This is a genomic window from Streptococcus sp. Marseille-Q6504, assembly GCF_965111625.1.
Genome location: NZ_CBCOON010000002.1, coordinates 83,762 through 107,040, shown reverse-complemented (window position 1 = coordinate 107,040; position 23,279 = coordinate 83,762). Strand labels below are relative to the sequence as shown.

Here is a 23,279-nt window from a genome sequence, read left to right as displayed (position 1 = left end):
TCAATATTAATTCACTTCATAGTGATTGCTACTGAGATAGCGGTAAAAATCCGTCAACTTCATAGTCAAAACTCGATTGACAACATTAAGTTGATTGACCAATTGTTGATAATCCAGATTAACTGGACCAATAATCGCCAGAATTCCAAACCCACGATAGGGAATCAGGAACTTACTACTAATCACTGCTAAGTCAGCAAGACAAGATTCTTGGCTATCCGCAACTCGGACACTTTGCATCTGATCGCCAATCAGATTCTCTCGAATTTCCAAAGCCACCTTTTGTGGCTGATCAAAGAATTGATAGGCAGCTAGATTAGCAAAATTCAAGAGATTGACTTTCCCAGAAACTACGATATTTTCATTGAACATTTCTTTGAAGATATGCTCAATAAGATCCATGACGTTATCTGTTGTTGTGAAGTAACGTTGGATAATTTGCGGAATCTCTGTCCGAATCTTGTAGTGAATATCCAAAACAGTCTGATCCAGGAAACGTTCTTGAATCATGGTCTTGAGGCGATTTAAATCCTCCTGCAAGAAATTTCTTGGAATCAAAAACTGACTGGTAACTGTTCTAGACTCATCAAGCGTAAAAACCGCTAGAGCTGTATGTTGTCCGAGGACAACAATATCAAAAGCTGTTAGCTTCTGCCTACTTGGTTCTACATCCAGCGCTACAACCGTACAACCACTCAAGTCTGACAAAATTTTCGTCGCCTCTTGAAGAATATCCTCAAGCTTGAAGAATTCTTGATCAAAGGCTTTTACAATCTCATAAACTTGATTTTCAGCTAAACGGTCAAAGGATAGGGAGTGTTTGACATAGTATTGAAAACCAGCCACACTCGGCATCCGACCACTGGAAGTATGTGCCTTTTCAAGCAAACCTTGCTTTTCTAGAGTTGCCATGTCATTTCGAATGGTAGCACTACTAGAATTGATAGACTCTTGCAAGGCTTTGGATCCAACAGGTTCGTGCGTTTTGGTAAAGATGTCAATAATCAGATTTAAAATATTCTGCTGACGTTCTGTAACCATCTCGCTACTCCTCTCTGGTAGATCTTTTAGCACTCGACGCATCCAAGTGCTAACTTATGATTCTATTATACACCCTTAGAAAAGAATGTCAAGACAAAAACTCAAAAAATTAGCACTCTTTTGTCAAGAGTGCTAAAAATCGGTCTGAGGACCTAGAAAATCATCCTACATTCTCAAGATATTTCTTTTTAAGTCTGTAAAAACTATAGATTAGGTAAGAAATCATGAGAGCATATAGGACAAAAATAAGGAAGAAAGACCGAGAGAGACTTTCGCGAAACAGGCTCATACAAACAACTAGACCGCCAGAGATAGAAACTGTAGATGTACGAAGTCCAGATTTCACACCATCCCATCTAAGACGATTGTTCATAAAAATTTGATCGTTTGGAACAAAATCACATTTTGCCTTTCGGAAAACAGAATAAGAACACCCCTCCACAAATTCCCAGACTCTATCCATAACACTTTGTAACTCTAGCTCATTTTTTCTAAGATAGCTAGTATTCCACACACAGTAAATTACATCATCAGGTTGACATTCTTCAAAATAGAAAAAGCCAAAACGATTCGATTTAAATTTCCAACCTTTCAAATGCATCTCATGCAAATAATCTTCTACCTTATCCAAATCAAAAATGGTAAACATTCGAAATTGTACTTTGCTATTCATTGTCTAACCTCCAAAATGGTTTTATTTATCAGATAATTCTTTCCACTTTTGAAACAATCTCCAAAAAATATAAAAAATCTGAATCGCAAAAACTATCAATAAAGTACAGTCTATGATAACAATCAAAAACATTTCCCAACTGAAAGAACTACCTCCACTGACAAACTTTGATAAAACCGGTAGTAGAGCTAAAAAGAGAAGCAAAATAGGAAGCATACGCATTGTTAAAATCTTCTTGACCATTGCTAATTTCCCAGCCGCGTCATTATAAATTTCAAACTCGGCATCCAACTCAACTCCAGAATAAGGCTTTCTAAAGTAGGAAAAACCATTAAAGTCTGTAATATGCTCCCACCCACAATCTTTAAATAGTTGTAAATAGGAAGCTCTCTCTGACTTTTTCATAGGATAAAAGTCCAACTGATAAACCACCTGCTCCGGTTGGCACTTTTCAAAAGTATACTTAACCGCAACTACTAAGTTAGAATAACTTACTTCCTTAAGTTTCCAGCCCTGAGCATGCATTTCTCCGAGATAGAGAGCCTCTCTATCATAATCCGCAATGGTAGCAATTCTATAAACAACTTCCTTTTCCATCAAAGCTCCTCCCGACTGTTTCTATAGAGCCGCTCAATACGTTTCAACTCAATCTCTAAAACTTTTCGACCCAAGTCTGTTATGTGATAGATTTTACGTTTTTCCTCTTCTCGGACAAAGGAAACCAAACCATCCTTTTCCATCTTTGATAGGGTTCCATACATGGTCCCAGGACTAATGGAAACCTGCGAATCTGTCATCTCTTTAACCTTTTGCGTAATACCATAGCCATGGTTCTCCTTTTGCAGACAGAATAGAATATAAAAACCCGTTTCAGTCATGGGAAGGTAAACCCGCCTAATCTTATCTGTTAATTCCATTTAATCAGACCTCCTATTTAGTTCGATATATCGCACCTCGTTATATAAAATATATCACACCTCGATATAAAATGCAAGAAAAAAAGATTGTCCTCACGGACAATCTTTCTGATTTATCATTAGTATAGATCTAGGTAGTTATCAATTTCCCATTGTGAAACGAAGGTTGCATAGCTTGCCCACTCAATTCGTTTGGCTTCAAGGAAGCTAGTGTAGATGTGTTCACCTAGAGCTGCTTTAACCACTTCGTCTTCTGTCATGGCCTTCAAAGCGTTGTGAAGAGTTGATGGAAGGTCTGTGATGCCAGCCTCTTTACGCTCTTCTGCAGTCATGATATAGATGTTTTCTTCGATTGGCGCTGGTGCTTCGATTTTGTTTTCAATACCGTGCAAACCAACTTCCAAAAGCACAGCCATAGCGATATATGGATTTGCCATTGGGTCTACTGAGCGCAACTCCAAACGAGTTCCCATTCCACGAGTAGCAGGAACGCGCACCAACGGTGAACGGTTACGACCAGCCCAAGCGATGTAAACAGGTGCTTCATACCCTGGAACCAAACGTTTGTATGAGTTAACGGTCGGGTTCATGATAGCTGTGTAGTTGTAGGCATGCTTGATCAAACCACCAAGGAAATGATAGGCTGTTTCTGACAATTGCATTCCTTTTGGATCATTTGGATCAAAGAAAGCGTTGTTCCCTTCATCATCAAACAAGGACATATTGCAGTGCATTCCTGAACCAGCGATACCAAATTTAGGTTTAGCCATAAAGGTTGCATACAAACCATGTTTACGCGCAATTGTCTTTACAACAAGTTTAAAGATTTGAATCTTGTCACAAGCACGAAGAACTTCATCATACTTAAAGTCAATCTCATGTTGACCTACGGCAACTTCGTGGTGACTGGCCTCTACTTCAAATCCCATCTTGGTCAAGACATTCACAATCTCACGACGAGTATTGTCGGCAAGGTCAGTAGGTGCCAAGTCAAAGTAACCGCCCTTGTCATTTACTTCAAGAGTTGGGTCTCCATTTTCATCAAGCTTAAATAGGAAGAATTCTGGTTCCGGACCAAGGTTGAAAGATTTGAATCCAACTTTCTCCATGTGATGAAGAGCTCGTTTAAGGTTGCTTCGAGGATCTCCAGCAAATGGCTCTCCTTCTGTTGTATAGACATCACAGATTAATCCTGCAACACTACCGTTCTCATCTCCCCAAGGGAAGACAGTCCATGTGTCCAGGTCAGGGTACAAGTACATATCTGATTCATTGATACGAACAAACCCTTCAATAGAAGATCCATCAAACATAGCCTTGTTTGACAAGACCTTGTCTAGTTGTTCATCTGTAGCAGGAATTTCGACGTTTTTCATTGTTCCCAAAATATCTGAAAACATGAGACGGATAAAGGTTACATTTTTTTCCTTAACTTCACGACGAATATCTGCAGCTGTGATTGGCATGGTTTTTCTCCTTATATATGACGATTTGCGGTTGCCTAACCGCGACCAAAAGGTGATTGTTGAGAAGCAAAGCGACTTTGTTGAAGAACTTCATTCCGAAGGGCCCGACGAACCTCAGTTTGACTAACTGGTTTCTTGGCTTTCGCCTCACGTTCGGCATATTTTTTCTTGATAGCAGCAATGTTCAGACCTTCAGAGATATAGTCCTTAATCTCAAGCAACCGATCCATATCATTTAAAGAATACATCCGGCGGTTACCTTCGTTTCGATCAGGTTTTATCAACTCCTGATCTTCATAATAACGAATTTGACGCGCCGAAAGATCGGTCAGCTTCATAACACTACCAATGGGGAAAACTGCCATATTGCGACGAAATTCTTTTTCCTTCATGTGCACTTCCTCTTCTTTCTGTCTATTATAGTCTAAAAAAAATCAATCGTCAATTGTTAATGTCATATCTTGTGACATTATTTTATTTTTTCTGTATGAGACTCCGCAAGCGATCAATATCATAATTTACTAGAATTGCTACAAAAACTCCCATAAAAGTCTCAAAAACTCGAGCAAACACGTACAAAACAGTCTCTCCGCTCGGAATTGATAGGGTAATAATCAGCATAGCTGCAACTCCCCCAATGACTCCCGACTTATTGTTCATGGCAACATTTGTCATGATGGTTAACATGGTACATATCGGAACCACAAGGAGAGTTACCCAAAAGGCTCCATGAAAAAAGTTGTTCAAGAGAAAGAAAATCAGCGCATAAAAACCACCGATACTATTCCCTAAGATACGAGATGTCCCAAAGTGGACACTCTTATCAAAGTCTTCTCTCAAGCTAAAAACGGCTGTAAGAGCTCCAATCTGAAGTCCCTTCCATCCAAAAAAACCAAAAATCATGAGGACCAAAAAAACAGCGATTCCTGTTTTAAAGGTGCGCATCCCCAACTTGAACTTGTTTTTATCAAATCTATACTTTTTAAAATAACTCATCATTTCATCTTTCTTTTTTTCCATTTTATCATAATTTTACTTTTTTGAGAAAAGGATTCGTCAAATGAAGAAAATAAGAACTAAAAAGAGAAGGGAATAAACCCTTCTCTTTTTCAATTCGATATTCTATTTTAGAATAAATACATGAAAGCCAAGGCCACGAGACTGGCAAGCAAGCCCACTCCCCAGAAGAAGAAATCGACCTTCCACTCACTCCAGGCTTGGCCTTTACCAGAAAACCCACCCAACTCAAAATGGTGATGAACTGGTGTCATTCGGAAGATACGTTTTCCTCCAGTCAACTTAAAGTAGGCAACTTGCATCATGACAGATGTTGTTTCAAAAACATACACTATACCAATCAGAAGTAGCGTCCATTCTTGGTGCAGAGCCATAGAAATAGCGGCCAACATCCCTCCAAGAGCAAGACTTCCGACATCTCCCATGAATACCTTAGCAGGCTTATGGTTAAAGACAAAGAAACCAAGAAGACCACCAATCATGGCAAGAATCACTAGGAGAATATCCAATTGGTTTTGTACATAAGCAATGATTCCATAGGCAGACAGACTAATCACCACTGAAATACTTGCCAAGCCATCAATTCCGTCAGTCAAGTTAACAGCATTTGAAAAACCAACTAACCAGAAGAGAGCAAAGAAAATGTAAAGAGCGCCTAAGTGCAATGGATACCCAAATACATTTAAGACATCCCCTCCTCTTTCATAAAAGAGATAGAAGATAACTCCTCCTACTAATTGAAGCAAGAGCTTTTGTTTAGGATTGAGCCCTTCATTGATTTTACGAAAAACCTTGAGGAAATCATCTAAGAAGCCAACCAAACCATACAAAACGAGAATAAAGAGTATCATTCCAACATTGTTGGTTAGTTGATTAGTTAAAAGTGCAAGAACTAAACTAACTAAAACGCTTGTTACGAGGAAGACAATTCCTCCCATTGTCGGCGTCCCAGCTTTTGCCTGGTGTTGTTTAACATCCTCATGCATCTGTTGACCAGTAATCTGTGCTTTACGGTAAAAACGGATAAATGCTGGAATGCCTACCACTGTAAGAACAAAAGTAAGGATTCCAGGAAAGATAGAAACTAGCATTCTAATCTCCTAAAGTTATTTTTATTTTCTGTATATTTTTTAAAGCTGTATTGGTACGAACACTTTGTTTTTTTACAGTTTCTCCTGTACCTTCAAATTCTACTTCGATATCCAGCCATTTTGCAAAAGTTTCGACATTCTTCTTAGACCATCCGTACAAATCAGGCATTTCTTCTACCTTATCAGAAAGGAGTAAGATCTGCTCATTTGCGTCTAAATTGGTTCCTTCTGCCGCTGAACTTTCTTTGATTTTCGTTCCTGAACCGATAACGATTGGTTGAACAAGGTTACGTCGTAGTTCTTCTGCTAAATCTCCAGGGCTATAGTCTTTTGTCGAAGGCATAGCATAGTTAGTCGTAGTTGTAACCTGATCCAGACTTTTAGCAGTTGATTGAAGATTGAGAGATTCTTTCATCGCAGAAGCACGCTCCAAGATAGGGTTAGCGAACTCACCCAACTGAATCCCAGAATAATGCTGAGGTTGTTGAACTGTCACATAGAGAATAAAATCAGGATTTTCAGAAGGATGCATGGTTACTACAGAAAAGATATGATTGGTTTCCCCAACTAAGTATCCTCCATTTTTCTCATCTGCAATCTGAGCAGTCCCTGATTTCAAGGCTACATTATAGCCAGGAACATTGACTGTTCCCTTACCTGTACTGTGGTTGTACATCGTACCATAGGTAGGATCCGTACCAACCATAACCATGTGATCCCGAGTCAAGCTAGCTGCTTCTTTAGAGACCGGATTTCCCACGACTTCTTTTTGTGATTTACGAACCGTTTGATCATTTGGATCATAGAGCGCACTGATAAACTTAGGCTCCAACATAATCCCATCATTAGCTATCGCAGTAAAGGCACGAAGCATCTGAGTTTGTGTAACGGAAATACCTTGACCGAAGGAACTCATGGCAATATTAACGATATTGTCCTCAGGTAATTGCCCAGCATACTCATCACTCATACCAAAACGAGTCGGCACTCCAAATTTGAAACGACTGAGGTAATCCAACCAAGTGGTATCCCCCATTTTTTGTTCGAGCAAGGTCATACCGACATTACTAGAGTGAGCAAAACCTTGCGAGAAGGTCATCATTCCACCGCTTGTCAAACCTTCGTTAACGTCCCAGTCCTTGATAGTGGCATCAGCTACCTTCAATTCGCTACTGTTGAAATATTCTCCTCCAGGGAAGGTATTATTGTCAATTGCTGAAGCTAAAGTAATCACCTTCATGGTTGAACCTGGTTCATAGTTACTTTGGTAAAGGATATCACGCCAGACAAAGTCCTCTGTAATCCCTTCTTTGGTATCAGCATCAAAGGTTGGTCTTTGAGTTGTAGCGAGAATCTCTCCCGTTTTAGCACTAACCAAGGTCGCAGTCATATATTTACCCTTGACTTTTTCTTGGAAGGCATCCATTTGACTTTCCATGAAAGATTGTAAAGGACTAGATAGGGTCGTATATACGTCTTTCCCGTTTACAGTCTGTCGGGTAACTTGCTCCGTTCCTGGAACAATATTCCCTAAGCGGTCTTTTTCATAGGTAATGATACCATCTGTTCCCGCTAACAAGCTATTCAAGGAACTCTCAACACCAGACGTCCCAATGAGACTCTTTGAACCATCCTCATTTTCGTGCAACTGCGCTAGTCCGATGAAAGATGAAGCAAATTTTCCATTAGGATAGCTTCGATTTGGGCTTGTTGTAAAATCAACTCCCTGAACCTTAGCTGTTTCCAAATCCTTTTTTATGGACATCATATTGGCATAGGTAATACCATTTCCCTTTACCCCAAAGGAAACTTGCTTAAGATTAGGTTGAGAAAGTTGTTCCTTGACGTAGGATTCATCCATATCTAGATATTTATGGAAGACTTCCGCAACCTTGCTATACTGAGACTCCTCTACATAGAGAATTTTCCCATTTGCAGATTTATATTCCTTATCGATAATCGCATAAATGTTGTAGGATGTTGCATCTTCTGCGATTGGTGTACCATTACGGTCATAGATAGTTCCTCGTTTTGCAGGAACTGTCCGAGTTGTTTGGTGGACCCTGCTTGCTTCCTTAACTAGGTCAACACCAAATTTTGAGCCTGTACCAATAATTACCGCAAAGTTAACCAAAAAAACAGCAAAGAGAAAGACGGCCAGAAGGCTCAAATTCTTTCCCACTAGTCTGCGGTTTTCTGTTGGAGATTTGCGATTTTTAATGGCAAAGCGTATGATTCGTTCTTTCCAGTTTTTCATTTACTACTCCGCCGATCGGATATTTTCATTATTTAATTGCAAGTCTTGTGAGTCTGCAATTCCGGTCAAACGTTCTGATCGGATCAATTCATTAACTTCTTGTTTCGCATCATCCAGCTCTGTCTTTTTTTCCTCAATTTGTGAATTGACTGTTGTCAAATCACTCTGAACCTGCAAAAGTTGAGTCTGCATATAGACCACACTGATTGCTAAGACAAGTGCTGTGATGGCAATTGAAAAGTAAAAGGCCTTTTCAACACGTGAAAATTTTTTTATACGAGCTTGTAGCAATTGGCTCGTTGTTCCTCTGTTTTCTGCCATTATTTCCTCTTACTTGTGAATTTTTCTTGCCACTCGAAGCTTGGCCGAGTGGGAACGATTATTGGCTTCCAATTCTTCCTTGCTTGGTAAAATCGGTTTTCGAGATACCAATTCCATTTTGGGCTTGAGATCGTCTGGGATGAAGGGCAAACCTTTAGGAACTTCAACTGTGGAAGCTTCCTTAAATAACTGTTTGGTCAAGCGGTCCTCCAGCGAATGGAAGGTAATCACTGATATTCTGCCATCTAGAGCCAGCAAATCCATAGCCTGCTGGATTGATTCATCTGCAGCACCCAGTTCATCATTGACCTCTATACGGATAGCTTGGAAAATTTGTTTGGCTGGGTGGCCTTTTTTCTTGAGCTCCTTTGCCGGTTTGGCAGATTTAATAATCTCTGCCAATTCCGTCGTGGTCTCAATTGGTTTCTGTTCACGCGCCTGTTCAATTTTTCGAGCAATCTGTTTGGAAAACTTGTCCTCTCCATATTTGAAAAAAATCCTTACCAAATCATGGTAGTCGTAGTGATTAACGACTTCATAAGCGGTCAAACTAGCTTCCTGATTCATCCGCATATCTAGTGGTGCATCTTTTTTATAAGAAAAACCACGCTCGCGTTGATCTAACTGCGGACTTGACACACCTAAGTCATAACAAATTCCATCAATCTCTGTCACGCCTAAGTCATGTAAGCGGTCCTTCAAATGACGGAAATTATCCTTGATGAAGGTGACCATTCCCTTTTCGATATAGGGTGCCAAACGTTTTTGCGCATTATCAATGGCATTCTGGTCTTGGTCAAAGGCATAGAGATGCCCTTTCTCGCTTAACTTACTTAATAAATACTCGCTGTGTCCTGCTCCTCCCAAGGTCGCATCAACGTAAATACCATCAGGTTTTACATCTAGCATATCAATGGTCTCATGGAGCATGACCGTTACATGATGAAATTCTTTTGTCATATCTTATCTATTTTACCACAAATCCGACTAGCTTGCACCCACTAAAGCCAAAACATTCCATTGCTACTTTATTCCTTGTATTCAAGAGGTTTCTCAGCTACTTGAGCTAGCGCTGAGTCTACTTCTAGATTTAAGTGTTGATGAACTGCCTCTGCCACTGCTCTTGGTATACCAACTGCAACAATCTCGTCCACACTGGCTTCCTTAATTTTTGTTAGAGACTTGAAATACTTCATTAAATTCTGCTTGCGTTTGGGACCCAAACCTTCAATTCCATCCAATTGAGAGGAGAAGGAATTTTTAGAACGAAGTTGCCGGTGAAAGGTAATGGCAAAACGGTGCACCTCATCTTGAATGCGTTGGAGGAGGAAAAATTCCTGAGAATTGCGAGACAACTCTACCACTTCAAGAGGATCTCCAAAGAGCAACTCATGAGTTTGGTGCTTGTCATTTTTTTGTAGCCCTGCGATTGGAATATCTAAGCCTAACTCTTCTTGAATAACCTGCTTAGCAATGTTAACCTGTCCTTGACCACCATCGATGACGATTAAGTCAGGCGGTGTCAAACCGTCACGCTGGACCCGTCCATAACGTCTACGAATAACCTCTCGCATACTTGCATAGTCATCTGGTCCGACAACAGTCTTGATTTTATACTTGCGGTAATCTTTTTTGCTTGGTTTTCCGTTGACAAAAACAACCATAGCAGAGACTGGACTAGTCCCCATAATATTAGAGTTGTCAAAAGACTCGATACGTACTGGGGTTGGAATTTGTAGAAGTCGCCCAAGATTTTCAATAGCACCCTGGGTCTTTTCGACTGATTTTTCTAACAGATTAAACTTCTGCTCTAAACTAACACGAGCGTTTTTGATAGCCAGATTAACCAGTTGCTTCTTCTCCCCTCGTTGGGGCTTGAGGACCTTAGTATCCACCAAAGCCTTGATAGCTTCTTCGTCAATATCTTGAGGAATCAGAATTTCATTTGGAACCAGGTGAGATTTCTCCTGGTAAAACTGCCCCACATAGGTCAAGAAATCCTCGTCTGGATCGTTGTAGTAAGGGAAGAGATTGACATCGCGTTCAATCAGTTTACCTTGACGGACAAAGAAGACCTGGACGCACATCCAACCCTTATCCACGTAGTAACCAAATACATCACGGTTTTGGAGGTCTTTAGCCATGACTCGTTGCTTAGTCCGAAGGGTGCCAATGGCCTGAATCAAATCACGGTATTCCGCTGCACGTTCAAACTCCATACTTTGAGCTGCCAAAGCCATCTTACTCTTGAGGTCATCAATGATTTTGTCGTCTTGTCCCTTGAGAAAATCAGAAACTTCTTGGGACATTGCTTTAAAATAGGCTTCATCCTTGCGACAAACCGTATGAGCCATGCACTGGCCGATATGGTAATAAAAACAAACCTTAGATGGTGGATTGGTACACTTGCGAAAAGGGAAAATCCGATCCAATAGCCGTTTGATTTCATTGGCTGCTCCCACATCCGGATAAGGACCAAAGTATAATCCCCCATCCTTCTTGACCTGACGGGTGATAATCAAGCGAGGATAGCGCTCATTGGTGATTTTGATGAAAGGATAGGACTTATCATCCTTGAGCATAATATTGTACTTAGGCTTGTTTTCCTTGATGAGATTAATCTCTAAAAGAAGGGCCTCAATATTAGACTCCGTGACAATACACTCAAAATCCACAATCTCAGATACCAGGGCTTCTGTCTTGGTATCATGGCTCCCACGGAAGTAGGACCGCACTCGATTGCGCAGATTTTTAGCCTTTCCGACATAGATAATGGTGCCGTTTTTATCTTTGTGAATGTAACAACCAGGGCTGGTCGGCAAGAGCTCCAGTTTTGATTTGATCAAGTTATTCATAGTTCCATTATAGCAAAAAGGCCTTATCATTGCTGACATCAAGAAATCCTATTTGAGCTTAAAAATACTTATTCTCCAGATCCGTAAAGTTCCTGAACTGCTTGAACATCTTGAGCTTGAATACCATAGTAGGACCCCGCTGGTTGCATGACTGAAACTTCATTGGTATGTTCCAAACCAATGGCATGCCCTAGCTCATGTTCTGCTGTATGCATGATACGATCATAGGTATAGCCATAGTTTGGATTGGATAGATAATAATGATTCAAGCGAATGGTTACAGAAGTGAATTGTTTGGTTAGGAGATTTGTCTGACTCTCCGCCTCACCTGCTACAGCTGTCGAACCATCATTCATTTCAGTAGCGAAAATATCGGCCTGGTCCGGTTCGGTTACAAGCTCAAAGTTAAAAGCCCCTGTCTGATTCCAGTTAGCAATAGCTTCAAGGTAGGCCTTTTGGAAAGTGGCATCCATTTGAGGATCAATATAGATAGTTGCTTGCGCCTTTGACCATTTTGCTCCTGAATCTTGATGATGATCTGTCTGAGATAAACCTTGCAACTTGCCAGTTTCTTGCCATTGATCCCAACCTGCTTGGCCGACTTGGACCACTTTGCTAACTTGATTTAAAGTAGCAGATAAATTACCTGTCACATACCAGAGAATCCCAAAAGTGATGAGAATGAAGAAGATAAGCGTCCATACAAGGCGCCAAAACATACGCAAAATCCCTAGTAAAAACCGACATAACACACGAATAATCCAGCCCATAATTGCCCACCTTTCTAAAAAAATAAGAACCCATCTTTAAGCCATGGATTCCCATTCTAAAGATAGATTCTTAATTCTACTAAAACAAACTGAAAGAAAGCTAAAATTAAGACAAGCGTTCTTCCAACACAAAATCGATTGGCAAGGTAGTTAAAAAACGTTCCAATTGCTTTTCCCAATAATACCACTCATGAGTTCCTGCACTATGGCTATAGGTCACATCGAAACCAAGTTTCTTAAGATTTTTAACTGCTAGATTATTGGCAGAATAGAGATAATCTTGTTCGCCACACCAAACCCAGAGTTTGGTCTCCTTGTCTGACTTTTTGGCAAGGGTCTCAAGCGAGTAAGGGCTATTCACCCAATCATTAACTTTGCCAAAAACACCTCGCCAGTAGGCACGCGTTCCTAAATCTTGACTCTCAGGAGAAAACTCCTCGAAGCTAAGCGCCCCAGAAAAGCTAGCGGCATGGGAGAAACGGTCAGTTGACAGTGCTAACTTAAAGGAACCGTAGCCACCCATTGATAAACCAGCAATGAAGGTTTTATCTCGCTCGTTGGTCATATTGGGGAAGAAGCGTTTGAGCACCTTAGGCAATTCTTCTGCTAGAGCTGTGTAATAGTTATAGCCATATTGAGTATCTGTATACCAGCCATTGTTTGTATTTGGCATGACAACAATCAGATTAGTCCCTCGCAACAAGCGCTCTACATTGGTCCGCTTGAGCCAACTGTTGTGGTTCCCTGACATTCCATGAAGGAGATAGAGAACTGGAATATCTTTACTGTTTGGATCTGTCACCCGAGATGCATCAGGATAGAGAACATTTACTCCCCACTCCATATCTAAAACTTCTGAGTAATACTCAATCTTCATTACTGCCATAACTTGCTCCTTATTCGTTTGAGATAAGAAAAAGCCGAAACTCGACTTTCTCTCTTGCTATTTAATCCTTATTTTGCTTCCATGACTACTGGTAAAATGGCTGGACGACGTTTCGTTTGTTCAAAAAGGAATTTAGCCAAATTGTCACGAACCTTACCTTTAAGATCAGCCCAGTCAAAGTCCTCCCCTTGGAGATAGTCTTCGACTGTTTGGTTCACCAACTCTGTACTTTCGCGCAGAATATCTCGACTCTTCTTGAGATAGACAAAGCCACGTGTATGCACTCGTGCTTTGGCAATGATTTTCTTCTCACGACGGTTAACAGTGATAGCCACGATGAAAATACCATCTTCTGACAAGACCTTACGGTCACGAAGAACAACATTACCAACATCCCCAATGGCATTTCCGTCAATCAAGACATCACCTGCAGCAACTGCACCAGACGGGACAAAGTCCCCATGTTCATAAGACATGGTTGTGCCTTTTTTCGGGATAAAAATGCGTTCTGGCAACAACCCAACAGCCATAGCAGCCTTGGCATGAGCGTCCAACTCACGGTATTCACCCTGGATTGGGAAGAGATACTGAGGTTGCAAGAGATTGATCATCAATTGAAGATCACGCGCATTCCCATGTCCTGATACACGCAAGCTTTGAGTGATCGGTTTAACGACACCACCTGCTTGGTAGACCATATTTTCTACACGTGCCATAACAGCTTCTTTAGCGATTGATGGCGTTGTAACGATATAAACCAAGTCTCCATCCTTGATTTCAACATAGCGGTGACGACCGATTGACATTTTACGGAGTCCATTAATTGGTTCACCCATACGACCGGTTTCTAGGATAATTAACTCGTGGTCTTCAAAACGAGACATATCTTTAGGTTTAATCAAGAGACTTTCGTTAGCCAATGACAATTTTTTCAAGCGAATAGCTGTACGAACGATATTTTCAATATCAAATCCTGTCAAAACAACGCGACGTCCTGTCTCTGCAGCGGCATCAAAGACTTGCTGAATACGAGAAAGGTTACTTGCAACAGCGGCTACAATGATACGTCCATCCCAGTCAGAAATGGTTTGCGTAATTTCATCACCAACTTCACTTTCGCTGGCTACTTGAATATTACTGTCTGCGTTTGCTGAGTCGCTTAGAAGAGCTAAAACTCCTTCGCGACCAATTTCTGCTAAACGACCAAAGTCAGTTGCATATGATTCGCTAGCCGTTTGGTCAAATTTGAAGTCCCCTGTATAAACGATACTTCCTTCAGATGTTTTCAAAACGACACCCAGACTCTCTGGGATAGAGTGAGTTGTACGGAAGAAGGAAACCTCAGTACCGCCAAAGTCGATTTCTGTATTTTCATCAATAACATGGAAGTCATCGAATTTTTTAGCACTATCATTTCCTTTAACAAAAAGCTTAGCAAGCTCAATTGTCAACTCTGAACCAAAAACAGGAACTTTCACTTCTGACAAAAGATAAGGAAGAGCTCCAATCGCATCCGCATGTCCGTGCGTTAAAAAGACACCTGCAATACGGTCGCTATTTTCAAACAGATATTCCATATTTGGAATAACGACATCGACACCCAACTGCTCATTTTCAGGATATTTTAAACCTGCATCTAAAACAAAGATTGAATCGTTAATTTCTGCGATGTACATGTTTTTCCCGTTTTCACGAACACCGCCTAAAGTTGTTAATTTAATATTGGTCATTTTCCCTCCGAAGTATTACTATAACGTGTTTGTAGAGCCTTCACAACTCTCTTTTTGTAAAAGTCCAATTTACTTTTATCCGAATCTTTTCCTCTCATTATACCATTTTTTTACTAATTTTCAAAATGAAGATAGGATTTTAACTAGAGAACATTCACCACTGATAACCGAATCGCTTTGCTTTGTTTTCTCTTTGCGAAATCGCTGTCCGCCAAGGGACCTAGGGACTTACTTCACAAGCAGCTACTCGGCAAAAAATCGTAATAAGGAGCTTACTCACAAATAAAAAAAAAAGATTTAGAAGCTCTAAATCTTTTTAATCATCTTTAGTTTGGATAAATGTAAGTAACTTTACCTAAAAATTCATGTGGATTAAAGAAACCACGATAGTTAGCAATTTGTTTTTGACGTCTGTAGTTTGCTTCCAATACCTGAATAGAATTTTCACTTTGTACATCTGTCACATAAGCAACGTGTCCATATTCACCACCGTCCCAAACGGCGATTGCACCTACTACTGGAACATCTCCTACACGATAACCTTGAGCACTAGCATAAATCGCCCAAGTATTAGCATTTCCCCACCAGTTGCTAGCCCAAGGAGCCAATTCTTTTACGCCCCATGTACACTGACCAACAGGATATGAGTTCCCATAGTCTGTCGGAGTATTCACGACAACATCATCATCTGAAGCAGGATTCAAAGTACTAGTCGCCTCAGAAGCCGGAGCACCGTATGAATAAGTAGCCTGAGCTGGACCGCTTACTTCTAACACATCCCCTGGGTGGATCATATCAAAAATGCTTTTCCCGTTATTTGCTGCCAACTCATAAGGATCCATGCCATTTGCAGTAGCAATACCAAAAAATGAATCTCCGTCTTGGACAACGTAAGAAGATGCACTAACAGTTTGAGCTCCAACTGTCGCCAAAATAGCTGTAGATGTTAAACCAAGAGTCAGTTTAGCAACTGTTTTTTTCATAATAATTTTCTCCTAAAATTTTATTGATTATTTTTAATTTTTTTGTTGACAAGAGAATCATACCTGATTTACATGTCAGTTGTTTTAGAATTATGTTGTAGTCATGTTACAAATATGTATACTTTTACTACATAACATTCTAAAGAACAAATAATTTAAAAATTATAAGAGACAACAAAAAACTGAGATAGATTATCTCAGCTTCTTTTCTTCTATTTTTCCATTAAAAAGTCATAGATTTCCTGCACCGTACCTAGTGCCATCATTTCTTGATTTTTAACAGTTTGTTTGAGATTTTGATAAATCTGACTTTCAGCGATGTCCCGTTTATCAGCATCTTTATTTACTTTCATTACACCATTCTCAATTGTGACAAAACCAAGTTCTTCAAAAATCTGAATCATTTTGACTAGCAAAATCTGTTCTATCTTCAAATAAGCTGATAAGTCCTTGAGCTTATAACGAATATCAAATTCTGGGAACTGGTAGATTGTCTTATAAAGCTTAGCGAATTGCTCTCTTGTACCATAACCTGTCAAGTAGTATGCTTTAGCGATATCATTTTTAAAGTAAATAGCAGAGAATTCCTGTTCTTGCAACACTTGTTTGAGAAGACTGAGATCCTCGGGAATATTTTTTACAACGATTGCTGGGCTAGAAAGCATTTCTGGTAAATCACTGGTGAAATCTAGGATAGGCACTCCCGCTGGTAGCTCTACACTCTTACTACGGATGTTAAAAAGTTGAACACCGTCCACACGGGCATCTACCATCATCAACTGGAGGGTTGTTTGCCCATTCCATTGGTTAACAGAAAGGGTAACTGCCAATTCCAGTTGTTTTACCTGAGAAAACTCTGTAGCCTTTGATCCTTGGCCAAAAGCTACTACCTCAAAGCTCGCGGTCCCTTTGGAAATCTTCAATTTTAGATGACTATCTCCCGCTCCCATAGAACGAGCATTTTCAACTTGAAAATCTCGAATATAAAAAACAGGTTTTTGGTTATCCATTCCAAAAGGAGCTAATCGTTCAAAGCTTTTAACCGTCTCTAAACTTAGGCTTTCCAAATCTAATTCTTCATCTAGATATAATGTATTCTTGCCCTTGGCATCTATCCCTTTGTCTTTTACATAGGTTTCTAAAATTTCCGACAAGGTGTCTAGCTGTTCCGCTTCAAGTGTCATACCTGCAGCGCCTGCATGCCCACCAAAGGCGATAAAAAGTTCCCGATGCGGATTCAAGGCTTCAAAGATATCGACTGCTTCAATACTTCGAGCACTCCCCTTGGCACGGCCATCTTCAATATTCAGAACAATAACTGTCTGCCCTAATTCTTCCAACAAGCGACCAGCTACAATCCCAAGCACTCCTGGGTTCCAACCTTCTTTGGCTAAAACTTGAACACTTTTGTTAGGGTCTACCAAGCTTTTAGCTTCTTCATAAATAGCCTGAACAATTTCCTTACGTTCTTCATTTTTATCTTGAATCATGAGGGCAATCTCACGCACCTCTTCATCATCAAAGCCAGTTAGTAACTCAATAGCAGGATTAGGATCATCCAAGCGCCCTAGGGCATTCAAGCGAGGTGCCAACTGAAAACCAACCGTCTCTTCTGTAAGGTCACTACTAGAAATCCCTGCTATTTCAAATAGTTCTTGGAGGCCTAGTCTTTGGGTATTGCGCAAAACTTCTAAACCGTACTGAACCATGATTCGATTTTCATCTGTCAAGCTGACCATGTCTGCAATCGTCCCAATAGCAACCAAATCAAGCAACTCAACCTGCACCTCTTCCAAGAGGGCGCAAGCTAGTTTAAAAGCCACTCCACAACCCGCTAAATGTTTAAAAGGATAGTCTGATTCAGGATGCTCCGGATGAACGATTGCATGAGCATCTGGTAAGACCTCTGGTAGAGAATGGTGATCCGTTACAATAACATCTACTCCCATAGATTGAGCCAAGTCAATAGCCTCATGGCCTGCAACTCCATTATCTACGGTTACAATCAAGGATATCCCTTGTTGCTCAATGAAGTACTTGTAAACACTGGCATTAGGACCATAACCATCTGTAAAACGATTAGGAAGATAGACCAAGCACTCGGCTCCTAATTGTTCTAATGTTTCTTTAAGGATAGAAGCTGATGTCATCCCATCTGCATCGTAGTCTCCATAAACGAGAATAAATTCACCTTGCTCTATAGCACGACGAATGCGATTCACTGCCTTGTCCATATCGTGGAGAAGATAGGGATCGTGTAAATCATCTAGACTTGGTGCCAAAAAACGAGACAAACTATCTTCATCCTTAATACCACGGCTAAATAATAGACGAGCAGCTTCAGGCCCTAGCCCAGCTTTCTTGGCGATTTTTGTAAAATCCGCATCCTCAACTTGAGGTGCAAATTGCCAATTATAAGTCGGAATAATCAAAATTCATCCACTCTTTCTAACGATTCTATCGTTTTATTATAACATGATTTCAAGTTTTTCTCCTCTTTATTTTCTTAACTCTTTCAATCAAAATCCCCAAAAACTCCTGTTCTCATCAAAGTTTAAAAGCTATACACCAGTCGATAACTCTATCCCTTTCCAACAAGACATAGCCAACATTTTAAAACATCTTCTCTTTATGCTACACTATTGACATGGAACATCATTTTAATCATCGAGCAGAATTTTTCGATTCTCCCAAAAATCAATTTCTAGCAGACCTTGTAAATGCAGAGATCAAGCAACAAGTCTCTGGACTATCTACCAAATCAATCCTAGATTTTGGAGGAGGAACTGGACTTATCGCTCTTCCTCTAGCCAAACAAGCCAAGTCAGTGACCTTGGTTGACATCGCAGAAAGAATGCTGGAACAAGCTCGTATCAAGGTTGAAAACCAAAAACTTAAAAATCTACACTTGATTCAACAAGACTTAGTGCTTAAGCCATTAGAGCAAACATTCGATCTCATTATCGTTAGTCGTGTTCTTCATCACATGCCTAATCTTGATTCTAGTCTAGCTATGTTTAAGGAACATTTGACTCTCGGAGGACAACTATTTATCGCTGATTATACCGTACCAGATGGAGAAAACCATGGTTTTATTATTTCGAAACTTGAGGAGACTCTTAAAAATCATGGCTTCTCAGACATTCAGACCCAAATACTTTATAGTTCCGACCATCTTTTCCTTGATAAACCTTCCCAACTATTTCTCACATCGGCGATAAGATAATCACTTCTTAGAACAAGCGCTGAAATAATTCTACTTCATTTTTTCTTCAGTCATCAAGCTTTTCTGTCTACTTTTTCCAACAATCTCTATCATAAAAACTCTCCTTAAAAAATAAGGAGAGTTTCTTGTTGCCATAAAACAAACATCTAAGAAAACGCTTGCATAATTTTTTACCCCGTGTTATACTAATTTTAAAATAAATTTATAGGAGACTATTGATGAAGAACATATTCCCTCAACGCGAGAAAAAAATGGTTTATAGTATCCGTTCTTTGAAAAACGGAACAGGATCAGTCCTTATCGGAGCGAGCTTTATCCTACTAGCTCTTGCAACTCCTCATGTTGCTGCAGATGAGAATTTATCAAGCACTAGAGAAAATGTAAGCGCTGTTACCGTTAACCCTGTAGATACAGATTCTATGCCAACTCCAAGTCCTGTTTCTGGCCAAAACAATGAAAACGATTCCCTTAAAACTGAAGAAAAGGCTAAAGAATCTGAAGTAGCTTTAACTACTGAAAGTGCTAAAGCTGAGGGTGCTACAACCAATCCTTCTAGTGATCAAGTAGAAAAGAAAGAAGATCCAGCCACAACTTCAGAGGATAAAAAAACTGAAGTAGCTGCAAGTCCAGTTTCAGATGAAAAAACAAAAGTAGAAACTAATTCTGAAACTCCAATCGCAGACAACTACTTCCGTATCCATGTAAAAAAACTCCCAGAAGAAACTAAGGATTCTCAAGGTCTTTGGACCTGGGACGATGTCGAAAAACCATCTGAAAATTGGCCAAATGGAGCCCAGTCCTTCAAAGATGCCAAGAAAGACGACTACGGCTATTACCTGGATGTCAAACTCAAAAACGAACAAGCCAAGAAAGTCAGCTTCCTCATCAATAATAGCAAAGGTGATAACCTTACTGGAGACCGTTCGGTAGAGCTTCTTTCTCCAAAGATGAATGAAGCCTGGCTAGATGAAAGCTACAAAGTATACAACTATCAACCTCAACCAGCTGGAACTGTTCGCGTCAACTATTTCCGCACCGATGGAAATTACGATAAAAAATCACTCTGGTATTGGGGAGATGTCAAAAAGCCAAGCAGTGGAGAATGGCCTGACGGTACTGACTTTACCGCAACTGGAAAATATGGCCGTTACATTGATATCCCACTCAATGAAGCTGCTAGAGAATTTGGATTTTTATTACTGGACGAAAGCAAGAAAGGCGATGATGTGAAAATCAGAAAAGAAGATTATAAATTCACTGATCTAAAAAATCACAGTCAGATTTTCCTCAAAGATGATGACGAAACCATCTACACCAACCCCTACTATGTGCACGATATCCGCATGACTGGTGCCCAACACGTGGCAAAATCTCGTATCGAAAGCAGCTTTTCTACCCTAGTTGGAGCCAAGAAAGACGATATCCTCAAACACTCCGGCATCACTGATTATCAAGGAAATAAAGTAACTATCACAGACGTGGAAGTGGATGAAGCTGGAAAGAAAGTAACCTACATCGGTGACTTCTCTGACACTCAAAACCCTTACACTGTCAGCTACAATTCAGACCGATTTACCACACGTTCTAGCTGGCGTCTCAAAGACGAGACTTATAGTTACGATGGCCCACTCGGTGCAACTCTTAAAGAAGATGGCAAACGTGTTGATTTGACTCTCTGGTCTCCAAGTGCTGATAAGGTTTCCGTTGTCGTCTATGACAAGAAGGACCCTGAAAAAGTTGTTGGAACCGTCGATCTTAAAAAGGGAGAAAAAGGAACTTGGAACCAAACCTTGGATGAGAATTCAGGACTTGGCATCAGCAACTACACTGGCTACTACTACCACTACCAAATCGAACGCCAAGGTAAAACTGTCCTCGTTCTTGACCCTTATGCCAAATCATTAGCGGCTTGGAATAGTGATCTAGCAAAAACAGACCCTGCCCATAAAGTAGCTAAAGCTGCCTTTGTGGACCCATCAAAACTAGGTCCGCAAAACTTGACTTATGGTAAGATTCGCAACTTCAAATCGCGTGAAGATGCCGTCATCTATGAAGCTCATGTTCGCGACTTCACTTCAGATCCTGCCATCGCAAAAGATTTGACTAAACCATTTGGTACCTTTGAAGCCTTTATCGAGAAGCTCGATTATCTCAAAGATCTAGGGGTTACTCATATCCAACTCCTCCCAGTCTTGTCTTACTATTATGTTAATGAATTGAAAAACCAAGAACGTTTGTCTGCCTATGCTTCAAGCAACAGTAACTACAACTGGGGTTATGATCCTCAAAACTACTTCTCTTTGACTGGTATGTACTCAAGTAATCCTAAGGACCCAGAAAAACGTATCGCAGAATTTAAAAACCTCGTCAACGAGATTCATAAACGTGGCATGGGTGCTATCTTAGACGTAGTTTACAACCATACTGCCAATGTTGACATTTTTGAGGATATTGAGCCAAACTACTATCACTTCATGGATTCTGATGGTTCGCCACGTACTAGCTTTGGTGGTGGTCGTTTAGGGACAACCCACTACATGTCTAAACGTGTCTTGGTAGACTCTATCAAGTATCTGGTTGACACCTACAAAGTGGATGGTTTCCGTTTCGATATGATGGGAGATCATGATGCGGCTTCAATCGAAGAAGCTTACAAGGCTGCACGCGCCCTCAATCCAAACCTTATCATGTTAGGTGAAGGCTGGAGAACCTACACTGGTGACGAGAACATGCCTACCAAACCTGCTGATCAGGATTGGATGAAACACACAGATACTGTTGCTGTATTTTCAGATGATATCCGCAACAACCTCAAGTCTGGCTATCCAAACGAAGGGCAGCCTGCCTTTATCACAGGTGGAAAACGTGATGTCAATACCATTTTTAAAAATCTCATTGCTCAACCAACCAACTTTGAAGCGGACAACCCAGGAGATGTTATTCAGTATATCGCAGCCCACGATAACTTGACCCTCTTTGACATCATTGCCCAATCTATCAAAAAAGACCCAAGTAAGGCCGAAAACTATGCGGAAATCCATCGTCGTTTGCGACTTGGAAACCTCATGGTCTTAACAGCACAAGGAACACCATTTATCCACTCTGGTCAGGAATACGGACGTACCAAACAATTCTTGGACCCAGCCTACAAAACTCCTGTTTCAGAGGATAAGGTTCCAAACAAGTCCCACTTGTTGCGTGATAAAGACGGCAATCCATTTGTCTATCCATACTTCATCCATGACTCTTATGACTCTAGCGATGCTGTCAACAAGTTTGACTGGACTAAGGCAACAGATAAAAAAGCATATCCTGAAAATGTCAAGAGTCGTGACTACATGAAAGGTTTGATTGCCCTTCGTCAATCTACAGATGCCTTCCGACTCAAGAGTCTACAAGATATCAAGGAGCGTGTCCGCCTCATTACTGTCCCAGGACAAAATGGTGTTGAAAAAGAAGACGTGGTCATCGGCTACCAAATTACTGCTCCAAATGGAGATATCTACGCTGTCTTTGTCAATGCAGACGATAAAGAACGTGAATTCACTCTAGGAAGAGACTTTGCCCACTTGAGAAAGGCCGAAGTCTTGGCTGATGAAAACCAAGCAGGACCAGTAGGAATTGCCAACCCGCAAGGTCTCGAATGGACTGAAAAAGGCTTGCAATTGAACGCTCTCACTGCTGTCGTTCTCCGCTTGTCTCAAGGTGGTGCCATTGTCGCTCCAGCTGTTGAAGAAAAGCCAGAATTTGATCTTTCTAGCTTGAAAGTAGAACAAAATCAGGCCCAAAACCTAGCTGTAAATCCTGAAACTCAAGAAACTGTTGTAGAGGCTCTTTCTCAAAAAGTCCTTCCAAACACAGGAACTGAAAACAAATCACCTCTTGCTCTTGCTGGATTCAGCATTCTGTCCCTTCTTGGACTTGGAAGCTTCCTAAAGAAAAAAGAGGAAAAATAGGGCTATAGACTTCAATAAAACAGCACGTCACAAATAATTAATAAAAAAGCAAGAATTAAAAATTCTTGCTTTTTTACATGAGCGAGTTAA

The 23,279-nt window shown here is 40.5% G+C and carries 19 protein-coding genes; 2 read left to right on the top strand and 17 right to left on the bottom strand.

The features are described from left to right. Positions 1–6: 6 nt before the first annotated feature. From hrcA to recJ, 17 genes are all read right to left on the bottom strand, one after another. A complete protein-coding gene (hrcA, locus tag ACWPUA_RS02605; protein ID WP_006151707.1) occupies positions 7–1,041 on the bottom strand; it encodes a heat-inducible transcriptional repressor HrcA in 1,035 nt (344 codons plus the stop codon). Between the two features lie 160 nt (positions 1,042–1,201). After that, positions 1,202–1,714, bottom strand: coding sequence for a DUF2812 domain-containing protein (locus ACWPUA_RS02600; protein WP_454378929.1), 513 nt, complete (start codon positions 1,712–1,714; stop codon positions 1,202–1,204). Positions 1,715–1,735: 21 nt separating this feature from the next. Then, entirely contained in the window at positions 1,736–2,311 is a 576-nt protein-coding gene (locus ACWPUA_RS02595) for a DUF2812 domain-containing protein (RefSeq protein WP_414271818.1), read from the bottom strand. Continuing rightward, entirely contained in the window at positions 2,311–2,631 is a 321-nt protein-coding gene (locus ACWPUA_RS02590; RefSeq protein WP_061862652.1) for a PadR family transcriptional regulator, read from the bottom strand. Before ACWPUA_RS02590 ends, ACWPUA_RS02595 begins: the two co-directional genes overlap by 1 nt. A 119-nt stretch (positions 2,632–2,750) precedes the next feature. Continuing rightward, positions 2,751–4,097: a type I glutamate--ammonia ligase gene (gene glnA / locus ACWPUA_RS02585; protein ID WP_004251784.1), complete on the bottom strand. Its 1,347-nt coding sequence runs from the start codon at positions 4,095–4,097 to the stop codon at positions 2,751–2,753. 35 nt (positions 4,098–4,132) lie between these two features. Further along, positions 4,133–4,489 (bottom strand): transcriptional repressor GlnR, encoded by a 357-nt coding sequence (gene glnR, locus ACWPUA_RS02580; protein ID WP_000659542.1) that lies wholly within the window; start codon positions 4,487–4,489, stop codon positions 4,133–4,135. Between the two features lie 82 nt (positions 4,490–4,571). After that, on the bottom strand, positions 4,572–5,093 hold the full coding sequence (locus ACWPUA_RS02575; RefSeq protein ID WP_223333702.1) for an FUSC family protein: 522 nt from the start codon (positions 5,091–5,093) through the stop codon (positions 4,572–4,574). 131 nt (positions 5,094–5,224) lie between these two features. Further along, positions 5,225–6,205 (bottom strand): phospho-N-acetylmuramoyl-pentapeptide-transferase, encoded by a 981-nt coding sequence (mraY, locus tag ACWPUA_RS02570; protein ID WP_223333704.1) that lies wholly within the window; start codon positions 6,203–6,205, stop codon positions 5,225–5,227. Position 6,206: 1 nt separating this feature from the next. Beyond that, positions 6,207–8,462: a penicillin-binding protein PBP2X gene (gene pbp2x, locus ACWPUA_RS02565; RefSeq protein ID WP_454378925.1), complete on the bottom strand. Its 2,256-nt coding sequence runs from the start codon at positions 8,460–8,462 to the stop codon at positions 6,207–6,209. A 3-nt stretch (positions 8,463–8,465) separates the two neighbouring features. Beyond that, positions 8,466–8,783, bottom strand: coding sequence for a cell division protein FtsL (gene ftsL, locus ACWPUA_RS02560; protein ID WP_024053600.1), 318 nt, complete (start codon positions 8,781–8,783; stop codon positions 8,466–8,468). A 9-nt stretch (positions 8,784–8,792) separates the two neighbouring features. Continuing rightward, positions 8,793–9,743 carry a 16S rRNA (cytosine(1402)-N(4))-methyltransferase RsmH gene (gene rsmH, locus ACWPUA_RS02555; protein ID WP_414265180.1) on the bottom strand — a complete coding sequence of 317 codons (951 nt, stop codon included), beginning with the start codon at positions 9,741–9,743 and terminating at the stop codon, positions 8,793–8,795. Positions 9,744–9,811: 68 nt separating this feature from the next. Beyond that, positions 9,812–11,638 (bottom strand): excinuclease ABC subunit UvrC, encoded by a 1,827-nt coding sequence (gene uvrC / locus ACWPUA_RS02550; RefSeq protein ID WP_454378922.1) that lies wholly within the window; start codon positions 11,636–11,638, stop codon positions 9,812–9,814. A gap of 68 nt (positions 11,639–11,706) precedes the next feature. Beyond that, positions 11,707–12,408 (bottom strand): M57 family metalloprotease, encoded by a 702-nt coding sequence (locus ACWPUA_RS02545; protein ID WP_454378920.1) that lies wholly within the window; start codon positions 12,406–12,408, stop codon positions 11,707–11,709. A 106-nt stretch (positions 12,409–12,514) separates the two neighbouring features. Beyond that, the gene (locus tag ACWPUA_RS02540; RefSeq protein ID WP_004251768.1) at positions 12,515–13,294 is read right to left on the bottom strand and encodes an alpha/beta hydrolase; all 780 of its coding nucleotides are present in this window, start codon (positions 13,292–13,294) and stop codon (positions 12,515–12,517) included. Between the two features lie 68 nt (positions 13,295–13,362). After that, positions 13,363–15,024, bottom strand: coding sequence for a ribonuclease J (locus tag ACWPUA_RS02535; protein WP_004251767.1), 1,662 nt, complete (start codon positions 15,022–15,024; stop codon positions 13,363–13,365). A 326-nt stretch (positions 15,025–15,350) separates the two neighbouring features. After that, positions 15,351–16,007, bottom strand: a complete 657-nt coding sequence (locus ACWPUA_RS02530; RefSeq protein WP_247912816.1) for a COG3942 and LysM peptidoglycan-binding domain-containing protein — start codon at positions 16,005–16,007, stop codon at positions 15,351–15,353. Between the two features lie 212 nt (positions 16,008–16,219). Next, positions 16,220–18,439 (bottom strand): single-stranded-DNA-specific exonuclease RecJ, encoded by a 2,220-nt coding sequence (gene recJ, locus ACWPUA_RS02525; RefSeq protein WP_454378917.1) that lies wholly within the window; start codon positions 18,437–18,439, stop codon positions 16,220–16,222. A 215-nt stretch (positions 18,440–18,654) separates the two neighbouring features. Between recJ and ACWPUA_RS02520 the strand changes: the two genes are divergently transcribed. Together ACWPUA_RS02520 and ACWPUA_RS02515 are read left to right on the top strand one after the other, a co-directional pair. Then, a complete protein-coding gene (locus ACWPUA_RS02520; protein WP_454378915.1) occupies positions 18,655–19,233 on the top strand; it encodes a class I SAM-dependent DNA methyltransferase in 579 nt (192 codons plus the stop codon). A gap of 218 nt (positions 19,234–19,451) precedes the next feature. After that, a complete protein-coding gene (locus tag ACWPUA_RS02515; protein WP_454378913.1) occupies positions 19,452–23,189 on the top strand; it encodes a pullulanase in 3,738 nt (1,245 codons plus the stop codon). Positions 23,190–23,279 lie beyond the last annotated feature (90 nt).

What these genes read in the sequence shown, in the direction of transcription:
- glnR (WP_000659542.1), bottom strand. Translation starts at nt 4,489, where the DNA reads ATGAAGGAAAAAGAATTTCGTCGCAATATGGCAGTTTTCCCCATTGGT.
- rsmH (WP_414265180.1), bottom strand. Translation starts at nt 9,743, where the DNA reads ATGACAAAAGAATTTCATCATGTAACGGTCATGCTCCATGAGACCATT.
- ACWPUA_RS02545 (WP_454378920.1), bottom strand. Translation starts at nt 12,408, where the DNA reads ATGGGCTGGATTATTCGTGTGTTATGTCGGTTTTTACTAGGGATTTTG.
- uvrC (WP_454378922.1), bottom strand. Translation starts at nt 11,638, where the DNA reads ATGAATAACTTGATCAAATCAAAACTGGAGCTCTTGCCGACCAGCCCT.
- ACWPUA_RS02520 (WP_454378915.1), top strand. Translation starts at nt 18,655, where the DNA reads ATGGAACATCATTTTAATCATCGAGCAGAATTTTTCGATTCTCCCAAA.
- ACWPUA_RS02575 (WP_223333702.1), bottom strand. Translation starts at nt 5,093, where the DNA reads ATGAGTTATTTTAAAAAGTATAGATTTGATAAAAACAAGTTCAAGTTG.
- hrcA (WP_006151707.1), bottom strand. Translation starts at nt 1,041, where the DNA reads ATGGTTACAGAACGTCAGCAGAATATTTTAAATCTGATTATTGACATC.
- ACWPUA_RS02535 (WP_004251767.1), bottom strand. Translation starts at nt 15,024, where the DNA reads ATGACCAATATTAAATTAACAACTTTAGGCGGTGTTCGTGAAAACGGG.
- ftsL (WP_024053600.1), bottom strand. Translation starts at nt 8,783, where the DNA reads ATGGCAGAAAACAGAGGAACAACGAGCCAATTGCTACAAGCTCGTATA.
- ACWPUA_RS02515 (WP_454378913.1), top strand. Translation starts at nt 19,452, where the DNA reads ATGAAGAACATATTCCCTCAACGCGAGAAAAAAATGGTTTATAGTATC.
- ACWPUA_RS02590 (WP_061862652.1), bottom strand. Translation starts at nt 2,631, where the DNA reads ATGGAATTAACAGATAAGATTAGGCGGGTTTACCTTCCCATGACTGAA.
- ACWPUA_RS02530 (WP_247912816.1), bottom strand. Translation starts at nt 16,007, where the DNA reads ATGAAAAAAACAGTTGCTAAACTGACTCTTGGTTTAACATCTACAGCT.
- ACWPUA_RS02540 (WP_004251768.1), bottom strand. Translation starts at nt 13,294, where the DNA reads ATGGCAGTAATGAAGATTGAGTATTACTCAGAAGTTTTAGATATGGAG.
- glnA (WP_004251784.1), bottom strand. Translation starts at nt 4,097, where the DNA reads ATGCCAATCACAGCTGCAGATATTCGTCGTGAAGTTAAGGAAAAAAAT.
- ACWPUA_RS02600 (WP_454378929.1), bottom strand. Translation starts at nt 1,714, where the DNA reads ATGAATAGCAAAGTACAATTTCGAATGTTTACCATTTTTGATTTGGAT.
- mraY (WP_223333704.1), bottom strand. Translation starts at nt 6,205, where the DNA reads ATGCTAGTTTCTATCTTTCCTGGAATCCTTACTTTTGTTCTTACAGTG.
- pbp2x (WP_454378925.1), bottom strand. Translation starts at nt 8,462, where the DNA reads ATGAAAAACTGGAAAGAACGAATCATACGCTTTGCCATTAAAAATCGC.
- ACWPUA_RS02595 (WP_414271818.1), bottom strand. Translation starts at nt 2,311, where the DNA reads ATGGAAAAGGAAGTTGTTTATAGAATTGCTACCATTGCGGATTATGAT.